This window comes from Paenibacillus alvei DSM 29 (assembly GCF_000293805.1).
Lineage (GTDB): Bacteria > Bacillota > Bacilli > Paenibacillales > Paenibacillaceae > Paenibacillus_B > Paenibacillus_B alvei.
The window spans coordinates 342964-359647 of the sequence record NZ_AMBZ01000004.1 but is presented as its reverse complement, the minus strand read 5'-3'; the positions used below and the strand labels follow the sequence as shown (position 1 = coordinate 359647).

13 protein-coding genes are annotated in these 16684 nt (G+C 45.9%); 2 read left to right on the top strand and 11 right to left on the bottom strand.

Translation table 11 applies throughout. From position 1 onward, the window contains the following. Positions 1–52 precede the first annotated feature (52 nt). The 7 genes from PAV_RS15390 to PAV_RS15360 all read right to left on the bottom strand — a co-directional run bounded on the left by PAV_RS15390 (position 53) and on the right by PAV_RS15360 (position 9770). Positions 53–4423 carry an IPT/TIG domain-containing protein gene (locus tag PAV_RS15390; protein WP_005547766.1) on the bottom strand — a complete coding sequence of 1457 codons (4371 nt, stop codon included), beginning with the start codon at positions 4421–4423 and terminating at the stop codon, positions 53–55. A gap of 644 nt (positions 4424–5067) precedes the next feature. Beyond that, entirely contained in the window at positions 5068–5787 is a 720-nt protein-coding gene (locus tag PAV_RS15385; protein ID WP_005547764.1) for a 5'-methylthioadenosine/adenosylhomocysteine nucleosidase, read from the bottom strand. A gap of 13 nt (positions 5788–5800) precedes the next feature. After that, positions 5801–6649 carry a MetQ/NlpA family ABC transporter substrate-binding protein gene (locus PAV_RS15380; protein ID WP_005547762.1) on the bottom strand — a complete coding sequence of 283 codons (849 nt, stop codon included), beginning with the start codon at positions 6647–6649 and terminating at the stop codon, positions 5801–5803. Between the two features lie 49 nt (positions 6650–6698). Then, positions 6699–7469, bottom strand: coding sequence for an SDR family NAD(P)-dependent oxidoreductase (locus PAV_RS15375; protein WP_005547760.1), 771 nt, complete (start codon positions 7467–7469; stop codon positions 6699–6701). Between the two features lie 5 nt (positions 7470–7474). Then, a complete protein-coding gene (locus PAV_RS15370; RefSeq protein ID WP_005547758.1) occupies positions 7475–7936 on the bottom strand; it encodes an S-ribosylhomocysteine lyase in 462 nt (153 codons plus the stop codon). An 89-nt stretch (positions 7937–8025) separates the two neighbouring features. After that, on the bottom strand, positions 8026–8706 hold the full coding sequence (locus tag PAV_RS15365; RefSeq protein WP_005547756.1) for a methionine ABC transporter permease: 681 nt from the start codon (positions 8704–8706) through the stop codon (positions 8026–8028). Further along, a complete protein-coding gene (locus PAV_RS15360; RefSeq protein ID WP_005547754.1) occupies positions 8703–9770 on the bottom strand; it encodes a methionine ABC transporter ATP-binding protein in 1068 nt (355 codons plus the stop codon). The genes PAV_RS15365 and PAV_RS15360 overlap by 4 nt, the downstream gene beginning before the upstream one ends. A gap of 602 nt (positions 9771–10372) precedes the next feature. On the opposite strand from PAV_RS15360, the gene PAV_RS15355 reads away from it, so the two are divergent. Continuing rightward, positions 10373–11611: a chitinase gene (locus PAV_RS15355; protein ID WP_005547752.1), complete on the top strand. Its 1239-nt coding sequence runs from the start codon at positions 10373–10375 to the stop codon at positions 11609–11611. A 260-nt stretch (positions 11612–11871) separates the two neighbouring features. Here PAV_RS15355 and PAV_RS15350 read toward each other — a convergent pair whose 3' ends face one another. Continuing rightward, positions 11872–12936 carry an LLM class flavin-dependent oxidoreductase gene (locus PAV_RS15350; RefSeq protein ID WP_005547750.1) on the bottom strand — a complete coding sequence of 355 codons (1065 nt, stop codon included), beginning with the start codon at positions 12934–12936 and terminating at the stop codon, positions 11872–11874. Positions 12937–13195: 259 nt separating this feature from the next. Between PAV_RS15350 and PAV_RS15345 the strand changes: the two genes are divergently transcribed. Continuing rightward, on the top strand, positions 13196–14023 hold the full coding sequence (locus PAV_RS15345; protein WP_005547748.1) for a nucleotidyltransferase domain-containing protein: 828 nt from the start codon (positions 13196–13198) through the stop codon (positions 14021–14023). 61 nt (positions 14024–14084) lie between these two features. Here PAV_RS15345 and PAV_RS32400 read toward each other — a convergent pair whose 3' ends face one another. The 3 genes from PAV_RS32400 to pdxR all read right to left on the bottom strand — a co-directional run bounded on the left by PAV_RS32400 (position 14085) and on the right by pdxR (position 16560). Then, entirely contained in the window at positions 14085–14261 is a 177-nt protein-coding gene (locus PAV_RS32400) for an aspartyl-phosphate phosphatase Spo0E family protein (RefSeq protein WP_157266866.1), read from the bottom strand. Between the two features lie 379 nt (positions 14262–14640). Then, entirely contained in the window at positions 14641–14988 is a 348-nt protein-coding gene (locus PAV_RS15335; RefSeq protein ID WP_005547742.1) for a hypothetical protein, read from the bottom strand. Between the two features lie 93 nt (positions 14989–15081). After that, positions 15082–16560, bottom strand: a complete 1479-nt coding sequence (pdxR, locus tag PAV_RS15330; protein ID WP_005547740.1) for a MocR-like pyridoxine biosynthesis transcription factor PdxR — start codon at positions 16558–16560, stop codon at positions 15082–15084. Positions 16561–16684: the final 124 nt, after the last annotated feature.

Below are 16684 nucleotides of genomic sequence, written 5' to 3'. Positions count from 1 at the left end.
TGGATTCGAACGCAAGGCGCCGATCCATTTCCTCGTGAAGCTTCTTTAGAACTTATTTAGTTTTGTACGTAAATCCGTCTAGCAAAATACCTTCTTGACCATCCGGATTCACGATCCGGATATCTACAGGACCTGCTACTGCTGCTTTCGGTACTTTTGCTCTAACTCTTGTGTCAGAAACGAAAGTTGCTTCCCCTTCTGTATTGCCAAAGTACGCCTTTGCCCCTGGCATAAAGTTTGAACCATCGATATATAATAGACTTCCGCCAGCAATGGTATCGCTAGTACGCGATAATGTTGTAATTGTCGGAGCACCCGGTTGCTGCGGTAAGTTATAGGTGAACCCGGCTACTACAATGCCTTCTTGACCATCCGGATTCACGATCCGGATATCTACAGGACCCGTTACTGTTGCTTTCGGTACTTTTATTAAAATTCTTGTAGATGACTCAAAAGTTGCTTCCCCTTCTGTATTGCCAAAGTACACCTTCGCCCCTTTCATAAAGTTTGAACCATTGATATATAATAGACTGCCGCCAGCAATCGTATCGCTAGTACGGGATATTGTTGTAATTGTCGGAGCAGACTGTTGCTGCGGTTCGTTATAGGTGAACCCAGCTACTACAATGCCTTCTTGACCATCCGGATTCACGATCCGGATATCTACAGGCCCCGCTACTGCTGCTTTCGGTACTTTTATTAAAATTCTTGTAGATGACTCAAAAGTTGCTTCCCCTTCTGTATTGCCAAAGTACGCCTTCGCCCCTTTCATAAAGTTTGAACCATCGATATAAATATAAGTTCCTCCAGCAATATTATCGCTAGTAGGGGATACTCTTGTAATTGTCGGGGCAGTCGATGGTACGGAATACGTATACGCCATTGGTTTTACGACTTGCTGGCCGTCCGGATTCACGATTTTTACGTCCACAGTTCCACCCTTCATTGCTTTAGGCACCACAACATTTACTTGGGAACTGGATACGCTGTTGACCATAGCTTCTTCCCCACCAAAGTACACTTTCAGACCTTTAATGAAGTTAGTCCCACGAATCGTAACGACGGTACCTCCAGCAATGTCTCCGCTAGTCAACGAAAGATCCGTGATGCCGATCTTCGCTTGTTGACTTGAGCTAGTTGTGGCAAAGCTGATCACATTGGATAGTGCTGAAGTATTCCCTGAATCATCCACTGTCTTAAGCGCAAAGAAATACGTTGTATTTTCATTCAATCCCGTAACATCGAACAACTCGCTCTGTCCTGGAGCGTTCGCAAGCGCCAGGTAAACAGATTGTGTCACAGTTGCCCAGTTCAACTCATCGATCGGAGATGTACTGTAACGAAGATTATACTGTTTTGGTGTCTTCACTTGTCTGTCATCCACTGGCGATGTCCAACTCAATTTTATCGATGAATCGGTTGAAGAAATCGGTGACAAGTTCGTAACCTTACCTAACGGGCTAATAAGCTCATACATCTCAATGTACCCTACGCCCGTTGCCGAAGGATTCCCATTGTTCGTTGTGATGCTTAGGGCATATTTGGTATAGCTTCCCGGATTGGCAATCGTGAACTCCTTCTTCGAACCAAGTACCCAGCCTTTCTGGTCAGTGTAACTTTGAATCGTTATCCATTTGAACCCATCCCAGCCTAGCAGCTCAAAGTCCTTCGGATTCATATCGAGCACTTCAGTTGGATAAATCGCAAACTTAGCGACTTGCTTTGGTTCCCCGAATTCATACCAAACGCGTTGCGGTTCCGCTTGCGTTGGAAGGAAACCAGACACCCAACTGTTTCCTATTTGCACGTTCGGCTCAAAAGCCTTCCATGCTGCATAGAAATCTTTAACACTTGTTGCTCCAGCTCTGCCGCTTGGTGTCGTACTGCCTGTTAGCGTCGGGATGATCGTTGCAGAATATTTCTTCCCATCCGCTGAGGATCCCATCGGCAATGTTGTAGCCATTGCGATATTGGATAGCGATGAAATATTGCCCGACTCATCATGCGTCCTCATTGCTACATAGTACATCGTATCTGGTTCAAGACCTGTCAAAGTATAAGATTCGTCTAAGCCTGCCGCGCGAGGAAACGGTTCGCCATAAACTGCGTTCGTAACGGACCAGTTGTCCTCTGTAATCGGATCCTTGCTATAACGAATGTCATAGTACTTCGATGTTTTGATCGTTCCGTCATCGCCAGGCGCCGTCCATGTTAAATCAATTGTCGTCTCTGTTGGAGAATGAGGCGTTACATTATTGATCGCATCAATCGCCTTCTTGTATTCGTACATTTCGATAAATCCGATACCTGTGAAATCATTGTTTCCATTGGTTGCCGTAATACGAATTGCATATTTGGTATAACTTTGCGGTGCATTGGTCACAATGAATTCTTTCTTGGAACCGAATACCCAGCCGACAACATTCGTATAGCTTTGAATGGTTACCCACTGGACGCCGTCCCAGCCTTCCAGATCGAAGTCTTTCGGGTTGGCATCTAAAATTTCAGTTGGATAAATGGCTAGTTTCGTAATTTGTCTAGGCATTCCGAAATCATACCAAATCCGTTGTGGTTCCAGTTCCGTTGGTGCAAAATTGGAAAGCCAGCTATTCCCCGGTTCGCCAAATATTCCGAAGGCCTTCCATGCCGCATGATAAGCCTTGACACTAGTTGCGTCTGCTCTGCCAGACGGTTTATCCGGTCCTGTCATAAGCGGAATGACGTTGGTCGTATAGCGCTTAACACCCGGATCTGTAGGCAGCGGCAATGTCTTTCCATATACAACGTTGGAGAGTTCCGAGATGTTGCCTGCCTCATCATAGGTCTTCATTGCGAAGTAATACAATCTGTTCGCATGCAGCCCTTTAACAACCATAGATTCTTCTGTTCCAGGAGCACCAAGGAACGGTTCTCCAATCACTTGAGCAGCTTTCATCCAGTTCGATTCGGTAATCGGGATGGTGCTATATCGAATGTCATAGAACTTCTGCGTCTTGACTGTTCCGTCGTCTTTCGGTGTTGTCCACTTCAATTTCATCGAAGATTCTGTAGGTGCTTGAGGTGTCAAATCAGCCACAGCCTCAATCGCTTTCTTGAGTTCAAACATTTCGATAAATCCGATGCCTGTATAGGCTGTATTGCCGTTTGTTGACGTAATACTAATTCCGTATTTAGAGTAGCTGCCCAGCGTGCCTTGCAGCGTAAATTCTTTCTTGGAACCATGTACCCAACCTGTCACGTTTGTAAACCTTTGAATCGTTATCCATTGCGTACCGTCCCAGCCTTGAAGCTCGAAGTCTTTCGGACTTGAATTCAACGCTTCCGTCGGATAAATTGCAAATTTCGCAACTTGCTTTTGCGTATTAAATTCGTACCATACCCGTTGCGGCTCTGCCAATGTCGGCGCAAAGGCTGACAACCAACTTTTCCCCGCTTGAGTCCCTGGTTCAAACGCTTTCCATGCCGCATAGTAATCTTTCACACTTGTTGCTGCGGCTTTACCTGAAGGCAGATTTGAACTTGTCATGATTGGAATAATCGAGTTTGTATATCGCTCAAGGACAGGACCCTTATCAATCGTTACGCCTTTAACCACATTAGAAAGAGCGGAACCGTTATTCGCCTTATCATAAGTTTTCAGGGCAAAATAATAGATCATATTAGGATCCAGACCTTGCACAGTAAACTTCTCCAGCTCACCAGCCAAGCTAGGGACCGGCTCACCGGTTGCCTGAGTCGCATCATTCCAGTTCGCCTCCGTGATCGGCGATGTGCTGTAACGAATATCATAAAAGGCTGCTTTTCCTTTCATCTCATCATCGCCAGGCGCTGTCCACTTCAGGCTAACTGCTGTTGGCGACGTCGAACCTATTAGCAGATTATTTACGCTAGCAGGAGGTATAACATCAGAAGGCGTAATGAGATTGCCGCTCAACTGGCCGCCTGCCTGGCTCCCACCGAAATGAATTGGATGAAGACCGTTGATTGTGTCCACCCATCCATTAGCCGAAATTGTACCCGATGTAACCACAAGCTTTCCTGAATATACACGATCTGAACAATTATTCAGATGTCCGCCGTAAGAAATGTGGTAGGTTTCAGTGGAACCTCTTTGAATAGAAAAAGGGATTCCTGGCTCAATCGTAGATTCCAGCCCATCTATGCTCGTTCCTTTTTCCGTATACAAGCTACCATCTTTCTTAAATAAAAGTAGAGTTACGACTGCTTCAGTATCCTGCGTATTCGTAAATTCTAGGGATAAATCTATAAAGCTTGCTTTACTGCAATAGGTGTTGGCAGGTATTTGAAAATATCCCTGCAGCGTACGATCCTGTTCAACAGTAAATGCATGTACTAGATCTGGTTGCATCATAAGTGCTAATACGCATATGTAGAACATCAACTTACGGATTACTTTTTTCAAAATTTACAATCCTTTCCCCTAATCATGATAAATAAAATGAAGACTACTATGTTGATTCATTCAATTTTCAATGACATTCCAACACTCCTTTTTTACATTGATTTACAAAAAATAGTTTTACATGAATCGATTGGGTTTTATAGGAAATTATCATCGTATTTATTTCCGACTTTTTCACTGAAATTTCCCCAAACATTACTAATCTATAGGATAATAGGTCGAATATCAATCTTTTTTTCGAGGCGTTGTGTAGGTCGAAATATTCAGTAACAAAGACTTCGTGCAGTAAAAAAGTCTTATATATCCCAGTGAATGGAATATATTTGATTTATTAACTTTTAATTTAAAGTCTAAATTGTAGGTAGGTGTATTTGATATCTTTAGTAAACGGAGCTTTGCTTTCAAGTAGAATCCTGTCCAACGACTTGCTTCTTATGATAGGCGGGCTCGAACCTTTCAAAAAGAATACTCTAGTTGGTTTTAAGTAGTACCCGCTCATAAAGTCGTCCGTAACGGAATAAGTCACTTTTTTGAGTATAAACGCAAATAGACCGCCCCCGGCAAAGGTAACGGTCTATTTCTTGAACTGGCCTATTTATTCGCAGGGTACGATTTGCGAATCTGACCTATCTTCTCTATTTTGTTCAACTCGCCAATCTCGACTGCATCTGCTCAACCAGCAACTTCGTAAAATGCGCGGCATGGTCAGCAGCGACATCCAGATTATCATCGAAGCTGTTCGCCGTAACATCGCCATGTCCGGCAATGTCCGATACGGCCTTAACGGATAATACCGGAATTCCGTATTGCGCTGCTGACTGAACAATTGCCAATCCTTCCATATCGGATACCTTGACGAGAGGAAAGGTAGATTTAACCCCCTTCACCCGTTCGGACTCGCTCATAAATGAATCCAAAGTCAGTACCAAACCAAAATCAAGCGAGTATGGGAGATCTGCTGCTGCCGCAGCTCGCCGCGCCACATTCAACCACGCTGCATCCAAATCGTACTTGGCCGGCATTTGCGGAACCTGACCGGGTTCATAGCCAAAGCAGGTGGCATCGACATCACCATATACATATTGGGTAGCGACAATGACATCACCAATGTCCAACCCTGCTGCAAACGCACCTGACGATCCGGAATTAATGATGACATCCGGTTTATACCGTTCAATCACAAGCGTCGCCGCCATAGCTGCATTGACCTTGCCAATTCCACTTTCCACTAGAATCAGGGATTGGCCTTGGTAAATCGCCTCTTCCAAAATAACCTTGCCTACCTGTGTCCTTGCTGTAATTTGGGACTGGCTTCGAAAAGGAGCCATCTCTTCTTCCATTGCTGTTATAATTGCAATCCGCATGAAGCCAGCCTCACTATTCTTTCAGATAGGAGATCGGTTTTTCTACAGGCACTTTTGTGCCTCCGAACTCTTTCTCTATATAATTTTGCGTATCTTTGTTGTGATACAGTTCACCTAACTTCAAAATGCCAGGATCGTTCTGCTTGTCGGAGGTGGTCACGAGAACATTGATATTATGCTTGGTATCCACAGAAATCTCTTCATGGAACAACGAATCCTTTAATACATTCAACCCGCCTTCCATCGCAACTGTATTCCCGATCAATACCAAATCCACATCTTGAATGACCCGTGGGCCTGTCGTATCGTCAATTAGCTTGAATTTCAGATGCTTTGGATTATCAACAACATCACTTTCTGAACCCGTTCCCAGGTTGAACCCATCCTTCAACTTGATGAGTCCCGCTGCCTGCAACAAGCTAAGTCCTCTAGCCGTGTTGGCTGGGTTATCCGCCAAGGCAACAACAGCTCCGTCCGGTACGTTCTTAATATCCTTAACCTTCTCAGAATAGATCCCCATTGGCTCCAAATACGTTGTCGCTACTGCTGCAAGATTAGCTTTACTGTCTTTATTGTAGCTGACCAAGTACGCCCAAGATTGAAATGCGTTGACGTCCACTTCTCCTTCTTTGGTCGCGTTATTCAGCTCTACGCCGCCATTGATCTCCTTGACTTCGATATTGAGCTTAGCATCCTTGGCTGCCTGAGACTGCGCAATATGCTTCCAAATCTGAGCGTCCGATCCCTGGGAACCGATCACGATTTTATCAGCATCGCCTGATGATTTGCCTCCGCAGCCGGCCAACACCAGTGTCAAAGCCAATCCAACCGCTAATCCGCCCCATACTCTCTTTTTGTTCATACGATTTACTCCCCCCTATATGTAAAATAAAGATAAGAGCTTTTCTTGCTTAATGCATCGTCATCCCGCCTGTTACATTAATCGCCTGACCAGTCATATACGAAGACAACGGACTTGCTAGGAACAACACGACATTGGCCACATCCCGAACTTCAGCGGTTCTTCCGAGCGGAACCTGCGAACAATCCTCCGCATAGATTTCCTCTGCGGTCATACCACGGATGACTCCGCCTTCAATCCGCTCCCGATGCTTCATCGGTGTTTCCACAATTCCCGGACATACTGCATTCACAAGAATGTTATGCCGCGCCAGCTCGATCGCCATCACCTTCGTCAAGCCAAGAACAGCATGCTTGGATGCGCAATACCCGCCCATAGCCCGGTAACCGTTCTTTCCTGCTTGGGAAGCAATTTGAATGATTCTGCCCGGCTTCTCGGTATCAACCATTGCTTTGGCAAATATTTTGGAAACCAGGTACACCCCCGTAGCGTTAATGGAGAAAACCTTCTCCCAGTCCTCCAGCTTGCTGTCAATCACATAATCCATTGTGGATGTACCCGCACAGTTCACGACGATATCGGGAACCCCTGCATTCTCTACAACCAATCTGGACCAGCGATCAATATCCTCGGATTTGGACAAGTCCAATTTCGTCTCGATGAGTTGACCGTCAACCTCTCGATAATCAGCTTCGTACGCTAGATCAGCAGAGATGACCGTAGCTCCGCTTTGCAGCAAAATTTGTACAATACCGTGCCCTATGCCTGATCTCCCGCCAGTTACAATCGCTGTCTGATGCGATAGATTGAGCGTAATCATCGCGATTATAGTACTCTTTCAAAAGGATCTCTGCTGATTCCCGCTTCCAGTACAATCTTCGCATATTCTTGTGCAGCGAAGAGCGAATGATCCTTGTAGTTGCCGCATTCCAGTGCAGATACAGCGGGAATCTCTGTTGTCTCTAATACACGCTTCAGCGTGCTTTCCAAGGCGGAAGCAATCTCTTCCGGACTATGCTCATTCCACAGGATCAGATAATAACCTGTTCTGCACCCCATCGGAGAAATATCAATGATTCCTTGAATCTCGTCTCTCATATATGTAGCAAGCAGATGCTCAAGCGTGTGAAGCGCTGCCGTTGGAATTGCATCTTTATTTGGCTGCAAAAAGCGCAGATCGTATTTTTGCACGGTGCTGCCTTTTTCATCATGTTCAAGTCCTGCCGCTCTTACATAAGGAGCCTTTACAATCGTGTGATCCAGTTGAAAGCTTTCTACTTTTGCCATTGTTCTTCAGTCCTTTGCCTGTAGTATGTATTTAATCCAGTACGCGCCTGAGAGGGCATACTGCATAAATCAAGTTCGCTAATCTGCTTCTAATGCATCGTCTTTTTCGTGAAATAGTCACCGATGAATTGGCATACAAATACCAGAATTAAGATCAAAATGGTGGCTACAATGGTGATATCATTTTGAAACCGGTTATACCCTTTGCTAATTGCCAGACTGCCCAAGCCGCCCGAGCCAATCGCACCCGCCATCGTCGTCAGCCCAATCAGGTTTATGACCGTCACAGAGGAAGCACGGACAATAGCGTTCAATCCTTCCTTCAAATAGACACGGAACACAATCTCAATTGGGCCTGATCCCATTGACTGAGCTGCTTCCACAATTCCCGGGTCTACCTCTACCAGCGCATTTTGGATTTGTCTCGCATAAAAAGGAACGATCCCAATGACTAACGGCACAATCGCTGCATGCATGCCGATCGATGTCCCCGCAATGAGGCGAGTAAGCGGAACGACAACGGCGATAAGAATAATGAACGGAATGGAGCGAAACAGATTAATGATTTTGTCCAAGATACTGTAAACGTGCCTGTTCTCCAAAATCCCGCCCTTATCGACCACAATCAGGGTCACGCCCAGCAAGAGTCCGAATAATACCGAAAATAGTGAGGTCACGACCACCATGTAAATCGTTTCATAGATGCTGATCAGAATCTCTTCTCTTAAATTCCAGATGTTCGGAAAGTTGTTCATTAAAAACTCACTCACACCGTTTCACCTACTTTCCCTGTTTGCAGAAGATGGTCATCGAGCAATTCAACGGTGACTTGAATCGATTGCAAATATCGGAGCGCCTCTTCTAAATTGCTTACGGAGCCTGACATGACCACAATTAGATTGCCGATAGGCGTCTGCTGTAGAATTTCTACATTCGCATATAAGATGTTAGTCGTTACCCTGTAGCGAGCGGTTAGTGCCGAAATGATCGGCTCGCTCGTACTGTCGCCAATGTAGGATATCTTGCACAAAATATCATTGTCCTTCCGCTGCATTAATGACGGATGCTGGATAAGCTTCTCTAGTGTTTGTTCCATATGAGTTGCCGTATGGATAAAATCACGAGTTAACGCATTTTTCGGACGGCTGAAGATAGCGACAATATCGCCCTGTTCGATAATTTGTCCGTCTTCCATCACGGCAACCTTGTTGCAAATTTCTTTGACCACCTGCATTTCATGCGTAATGAGCACGATCGTTAACCCTAAGGTTTGGTTCAATTTTTTCAATAATTCCAATATGGATAGTGTGGTTTTAGGGTCTAAAGCACTCGTCGCTTCATCGCATAATAGGATTTCCGGATCATTTGCCAGCGCCCTAGCAATCGCTACCCGCTGCTTCTGCCCGCCTGACAATTGTGAGGGATATGCGTCCACTTTATCCGATAAGCCAACTAATTCAAGCAAATCCTTGACCTTCTGTGAACGTTCCCGCTTAGAAAGCTTAGAGCTTTTCAAGGGATAATCCACATTATCATAGATCGTTCTGGAGTTCATCAGGTTAAAGTGCTGGAAGATCATCCCGATCTTCTTCCTGGCTGTTCGCAGCTCCTTGGGGCTTAACGCCAGCAAGTCCTGACCGTTCACCTCTACACTCCCACTAGCAGGCCGCTGCAGCAGGTTAATGACACGAACCAAAGTGCTTTTCCCTGCCCCACTGTATCCAACGATGCCGTAGACGTCGCCAGCATCCACGTGCAGGCTGACATCCTGAACAGCAGCTACGGATTGAGTTCCCGTGTCAAACGTTACATGAATATTCGATAAAAAGATCATGATGTCCAACCCTTCCTGATCGTTCTATGTACTGTCGAATCAACGAAAAATTAAATTTCAGTAATTATACATCAGTTTACTCGGAATTACTACTATAAGTCTTTCTCCCACCCTGATCATTTTGCTACATAATATCGTTGGAAAGAAAAAAGGCTACAATTTGAGAACCGAGTAGTAAAGGAAGTCAAGAGCTGTGTATACAGCACAAATATCGCTATGGATACCGAACCGCTGACAGACCGAGCTTTTCTTTTATTGGGTGAAGTAGTTCCCGCACATACTATTCAAAAGTAGATAATATGTTTGTTTATTGAAGCCTATTCATAATGACCCCCTATTTTATACATTATTCAATCTTCAATTTATTTAAATTATGATGTAAGGAATGATATTATGGCAAATGCATGGCAAGCGCGTCATGCGAACTGATCTTGACAACCTGATGCGGACAATTGTCGGCCGCACTTTTATGCGTTGGTTACACAGGGAGCGTGTTGGTCTTCCCAAGCTCGCCACAGCAATTTTGTCATATCCAAAATGAAAGCGATATAAATATACATCAATACGATTTGCACTTATTCGAAAATAAAGGGGATGTATTGATGTCCAACGTTTCGTATGCGCTTTCAAAGAAATGGATTCGGTGCACGCTACTGCTGACACTCAGCTCAACGCTGTTTCTCACCCCACTTGTTTTCACAACGACCTCTGCCTCGGCTGCTGACGTTACTTCCATTTCAGGAAAAGCAGATATTGTGTACTTGCAGGACACCAGCTTGTCCGTTGGCGACAGCCGCATTCTGACCAGACAGCAAATTGAATTGCAATGGGATGGAATCGATCCCGACTATACTTCAGACAAGGCAGTTGACGCTGTTCGTTCTACACTCCCCGAGAAGGAATACGAAGCGTTATTCCCAATGCGCCTTGGTTCGAAGGAATGGCATGCCTTCAACAAAGATAAGAAAGACTATAATCCCAATCAGACCGACTACTACTCCTATCAAAATCTCATCAATGCCGTCAGCCATGTCGCCAATGTAAAATATAAAGTCTCTTATCGGGAAGGCAACTATTCTGCTCAAGAAATTTATCGTTTAGAGAAAGAGGGAAAAACCGAAACGCTCCTTGTACGCTCCGATGATTTCAATACACCAGAGAACAAGACCAAGCGCATCATCACGCAAATCGTTGATTACGGCGCCTTCCTGAATGAAGGGTTGGAGAAGGATCGCAAGCGTGATCTTGCGGCGCTGCTCGCCAATCTGTCTCATGAGACGGGCGGAGGCTGGGATACGGCACCGGGAGGCATGCTGCGCTGGGGTCTCTATTGGAATGAGAACATTGCAGGCAGAACGGGACAGAATAAATCGAATTTCGTAGACCCTGCCAGCAGCAAGGAATATCCGGGTGTTCCAGGCAAGCGCTATTACGGACGGGGCCCGATCATGCTGAGCTGGAATTTCAATTACGGGTTAATGAGTGCCATTATATATGGAGATAAAAATGTGCTGCTTCGAAATCCAGAGTGGATTGCGGCTGACGGCAAGCTTGGTTTTGCAACCGCCATCTTATTCTGGATGACGCCTCAAGCGCCGAAGCCTTCCGCGCATGATGTCATGATCGGAAGATGGAAACCGACCGCGGACGACAAAGCGAATGGGTTAGCACCTGCCGGATTCGGCGTCAGCATCATGGTACTCAATGGACTCGAAGCCAATCTGGATGAATCGAATGGCGCCATCAAACGCCGCATCGGCCATTACTTGGACATCACGAGCAAAATGTGCGTGGATGTTGCGGGCGAGAAGCTCAATACGCTTGGCATGCAGCCTTTTTGATCGTGCAGTTGCAAGCCAATAGTCAAGAACACGATTGAGAGGCATTGAGATATTTCAAGTAAACAGGCATTTAGGAATCGATATATTCAGGAAAGCCTGCGTTTCCGCAGTAAGTCAGTCCAGTCATTCCCGTATATAGTGAAAGACGCCTCCAACACCACTTTAATCGTGGAAATGGAAGCGTCTTTTATGCATGGTCATACGATACAGGGGTCCACGATTCAACATTGACTTTTCGGACTGTCCTGTTCGCATTTCGTTTAGCTATTATGACAATTATTTTTTTCCCAGTGAGCTACTTCTTCTCTTACCCGGGGCGCCACTTCTGTGCCGAACAGCCGTATCGCCTCCATAACCTCTTCGTGAGGCATGGTGCCGTGCGGCATATGCAGCATGAATCGTGTAACACCTACGTGCTTGCGGAGATCGATAATTTTTTGCGCTACCGTTTCCGGATCGCCAACATAGAGGGCACCTTCAGGGCTGCAGGCCGCGTCATAATCCGCTCTCGTGTACGGAGGTGCTCCTTTTTCCTTCGCTCTCACATTCGTTCTCGCAAACGTAGACGGGAAGAATGTTTCGATCGCTTGCTTCTGATCCTTCGCAACAAACCCATGAGAATGCGATGCAATTGTCAGTCGGCTTACATCATGGCCCGCTTGAGCTGCCGCGTTCTTGTACAGTTCAGCCTGAGATGCATAATCAAGCGGCTTCACTCCCCCAATGATAGCCAGAACGAATGGAAGTCCCATTTTCCCTGCTCTGATCGCGGATTCCGGACTTCCTGCACTTCCAATCCACACCGGCAATGGATCCTGCACAGGACGCGGAAATATGCCCAGATCATGAATGGCGGCACGGTGCTTCCCGCTCCAGTTCACCTTCTCCGACTTCTGAATGTGCAGCAGCAGATCCAGCTTCTCATCGAACAGCTCCTCATAATCGTTCAAATTACAGCCGAACAAAGGGAACGATTCCAGAAAGGAACCTCGACCGACCATAATTTCCGCACGCCCGTTAGAGAGGCCATCTAATGTTGCGAAATCTTGAAAGACACGTACAGGATCGGCAGATGACAGAATCGTTACTGCGCTGGTCAGCCGAATTTTGGTCGTCATTGCAGCAGCCGCTGCTAATACAACTGCGGGGGAAGATGCTGCGAAATCAGGACGATGATGCTCACCGATCCCATACACATCCAGCCCTACCTGATCCGCGAGTACAATTTCCTCCACCACTTCGCGCAGCCGCTGTGCATGACTCATCGTGATACCTGTGTTGACATCAGGCGTTGTCTCGACAAACGTGCTTATACCTAGTTCCACTATCCATTTCCTCTTTTCCATAGATGTTCATGTTCATAATTACGCACATAGTAGACGGTATATTAATTTATCACTTATTTTCATGAAGTCAAAGGTTGTAATTGGAAACCAATACCGCAGCACCGCCTTATTGTGGCTAGCACGCATTAAAAAAGATTTCAGTTGCCCGTTAACAATGTCCTTGTCCAGTTCTCTCTTTCACGCTACAATCGATGAAATATTTATCAGCCTATTATAAAAATAGAGAGGAGGCACATTTATGAATGACAAAAGCAAGGAACTGTTGCAGCAAGCGTACAGACGTGCAGGCGAACTGTCTAAGCATCCGATCCTCTCCCAGTATTGGAATCAGCTATCACTCGTTGTAAAGGGCAGTGTCTCTCGCGGCAATTGCGATCAGTATTCGGATATTGATTTTGTATTCTTCTGTGATGATAACGTTCGTAAGGCGATTATAAACGGATATCGATCAGCACAGTTGAGCACAAGGGAAGACGGGGTATTCCTGCCAATCGGAGACTGGGAGGGTCATTATCACTTTGAGACATTTGGCATGTTAAACGGCTATTTCGAAGAAAATAATTATCCGCAAGTCTGGGAGTTCCAACTGGCAATCCCGATTCATGACCCTGAATCACGCTTCAAGCATACTATTGCTCAGCAATCGGAGCACTTCTTAGCTCATCCGATTGAGGTTATCAAGCGTCTATACATCAGCTTGCAGCTTACGCTCGATTGGATGCGGCATCCTCTGAAGCGCGGCGATGCAATCGCCACTAACCTGCACTGCTCCCAGATTGTTAAGGAGCTCTGTCAATTGTCCTATATTCTGGACGGCAAAAGCTATCCGCATGACAAGTGGTTATCGACCTTTTTATCTACGACCCGATTAGGAAAGTTGCTAGAAGAGCGGATCATATCTTATTTAAGCGTGATACCGGTTGGAGGAGCGATTACTCCTCATTTGGAGTTGAATGAATATCCATGTTATCAGCAAGCTTGGGAGTTCATTAACGAGTCAGTACATTTTATTCGTGAGCATTATGGGGATTATCTATGGATTGATGAATGGTATTTGTACGGTTAGCTTGTCCGTGATTGACGCACACAGTGAGTCGATACCTTGCTCGTTGGTACAATGGGTGTTTTCAGGAATCGACTCCAGCATGTTTTCCTTGACCTCTATCGCCAGAAGATAAAGTGCACAACTGCTTCTTCTGATATGCTAGTAAATAAACATCTAATTCTTGACTAACCCTAATCACCTCATCGTCCGTAAAATCATTTCTTTCATTTACAATGGAAATAAGCCGTTGCTTAAGCAATTCGATTTTCTCCATCATATATACTTCATGGGGACAGTGGAGAAGACACAACTTCGATCACCTCTCATATGCGGCGTATTGTTATCGATCACTCACTAGCAGCTACATCTGCCGAAGCTCCATTTTCCCCAGCGTGATCGCGATCATATTCACCCTCTATTTCCCATTCTCCGATAGAGCCGCCTCGATTGCAACACACTGCAAACAACGCCCTACTGTTCATGGATAAGGATTAAATAACCAGAAAATCAGCGTTTGAAAATAGAAAGGTAAAATTTTCTGAAAGAAGTGTCTAACAGAACTGAAAAAGAGCACCGACAGCATAAGAAAGAAGTCCATGCTCTGCCAGTACTCTTATTATAACTTTCATCGGGACAATTTACTTTCTGTCCACCTGTAACAGTACCTTAGGCTGGAGCGTGTACGTATCTTTAATGCGCTCCTCCGAAACCACACCAAGCTGAACCAAGCTCTTAATCTTCGTTGTATCCGGCTTGGACAATAAGCGCCAAACCTCCGGATCAGGCAAGGCCGTATACAGCTTGGTATCATCATAATGCCGATGCTGCTGTTGGATAAGCTTCACCTGATACTGACCCGCAATAAGCTCAGCTTCGCCTCGCTCTTCGCAATACTGAATAATACTGCTGCGCAGTTCCGCCAGTTCGTCCTCGATTTCTTTCTGCTGCTGCTTCAGCTTATAATATCTTTTAACCTTCTCGTCCATAAGATCACGCTCCCTCCTTGCACTTTATGCGAGGAAGAGAGGTTCTAAGACAGCGGCGAAGCGTCATTCTTTTCATTTTACAGATGCTTGAATTCAATCTAAACCGATTGCCTGCATTCTGTTGACCCCATAAACGATCTCTTCTTCGGACAAGCGAGGAAAATAAAAATAAGCGCCATACCTAATTCCGTTTCCATCAGCTTGTTCTTCGATGCAGGTCTCCGACCACATAATCCCCGCCGCCAAGCAATTCGAGCGAAACTGTACGTATTGATCAGCAGTACCGTTCCACCATCCGAATATACTTAGCCCGGCATCCCCTTCAACCCATTGAAACCATGACGATAGCTTGGCAGTCAGCAGCTCCCGCAGCAGTTTGAACTTTCTTCCGTAAATTCGTTTCATGCGCCGCAAATGGCGTTCATATTGACCGTTATTCATCCAGGATGCCAATGTACGCTGCTCCAGCAAGTTGCTTGGACTCGGCTCAAATGCAGCTTTAGCACTGGCAAACACTTCGACTAACGATGACGGCAGCACTGCATATCCGATTCGGATATGAGGGAGCAATGTATTGCTGAAGCTTCCGATATAAATCACTCTTCCTTCACTGTCCAGCACCTTGAGCGGTTCGAGTGATTTGCCGCGGTGGCGAAATACACTGTCATAATCGTCTTCCAAAATAAGTGCATTGTTCTCCGAAGCCCATGCCAGAAGCTGCTGGCGGCGCTCCATGTTCAGCACGGCGCCTGTAGGGAACTGGCGATTAGGCGTGACAAAAAGCAGCTTCGCCTTCCATTTGTCTGGAATAATCCCTTGTCCGTCAATCGGAGCATGAATGCATCTTCCACCCTGTGCCCGGAAAACGTCAATGACTCCCCTATACCCCGGACTCTCCACCACTACATGATCTCCGGGATTGATGAACAAGTGGGCTGCTAAGGCAAGCGCCTGCTTGGATCCATTGAAAATCACAATCTGGCTCGCCTTGGCAGCAATGCCTCGGGCGCGTCTCAAATACTGTGCAATGCTGTCTCTAAGCGCTTCGTCACCCAAGGTCGAACCCATCCGGCTTCGTCGTTCTCCATTAGTCAAAAGTCGAGCCTGCGCATACAAGCACCGATTCCACTCTTTGTCCGGGAACGCCTGTATGCCTGGTCCAAATTCCTGAAAATTTACCGCCCTCTGTCCGCCCCCTATTTGAACCTTTATCTTCTCACTTGGTTCAGTTTGCTGTTCCTGCAGTTCCTTCAAACGGACACCCCAGTCGGACAACAAATGCAGCTCTTGACGTGGAAATTCATTGCCTTTCTGCTTAGGCGACTGAAACGATACGAACGTGCCGCGCCCTACCCCGCTTGTAATATATCCTTCGGAGGCCAGCATGGCGTACACTTCGCTGACTGTTCCTCGTGAAAGGCCGTATAAAGCAGCCAACTCCCGACTCGATGGCAATTTCGTTTCCATAACAAGCACTTGCGACGTAATACAGTCACGTATAGCCTGATAAAGTGCCAAGCGCTTGGATGAGCATTGGGCAAGATAAGAATAGTAAGGAATATGGAACTGCATGCGGTTGTCCTCCGTCACCAATGGTCTAGTAAAATTAATCTAAATTGGATCTTTTTAATTGTCAATCTGTGCGGTAAGCTGAATGCAATAAAAGAGATTGCAACCGGATATTTGGAAAGGAGTT

Coding starts and splice junctions, on each gene's coding strand:
- PAV_RS15380 (WP_005547762.1), bottom strand. CDS start 6,649: ATGAACAAAAAGAGAGTATGGGGCGGATTAGCGGTTGGATTGGCTTTG.
- PAV_RS15385 (WP_005547764.1), bottom strand. CDS start 5,787: ATGCGGATTGCAATTATAACAGCAATGGAAGAAGAGATGGCTCCTTTT.
- PAV_RS15355 (WP_005547752.1), top strand. CDS start 10,373: ATGTCCAACGTTTCGTATGCGCTTTCAAAGAAATGGATTCGGTGCACG.
- pdxR (WP_005547740.1), bottom strand. CDS start 16,560: ATGCAGTTCCATATTCCTTACTATTCTTATCTTGCCCAATGCTCATCC.
- PAV_RS15345 (WP_005547748.1), top strand. CDS start 13,196: ATGAATGACAAAAGCAAGGAACTGTTGCAGCAAGCGTACAGACGTGCA.
- PAV_RS15360 (WP_005547754.1), bottom strand. CDS start 9,770: ATGATCTTTTTATCGAATATTCATGTAACGTTTGACACGGGAACTCAA.
- PAV_RS15370 (WP_005547758.1), bottom strand. CDS start 7,936: ATGGCAAAAGTAGAAAGCTTTCAACTGGATCACACGATTGTAAAGGCT.
- PAV_RS15335 (WP_005547742.1), bottom strand. CDS start 14,988: ATGGACGAGAAGGTTAAAAGATATTATAAGCTGAAGCAGCAGCAGAAA.
- PAV_RS15375 (WP_005547760.1), bottom strand. CDS start 7,469: ATGATTACGCTCAATCTATCGCATCAGACAGCGATTGTAACTGGCGGG.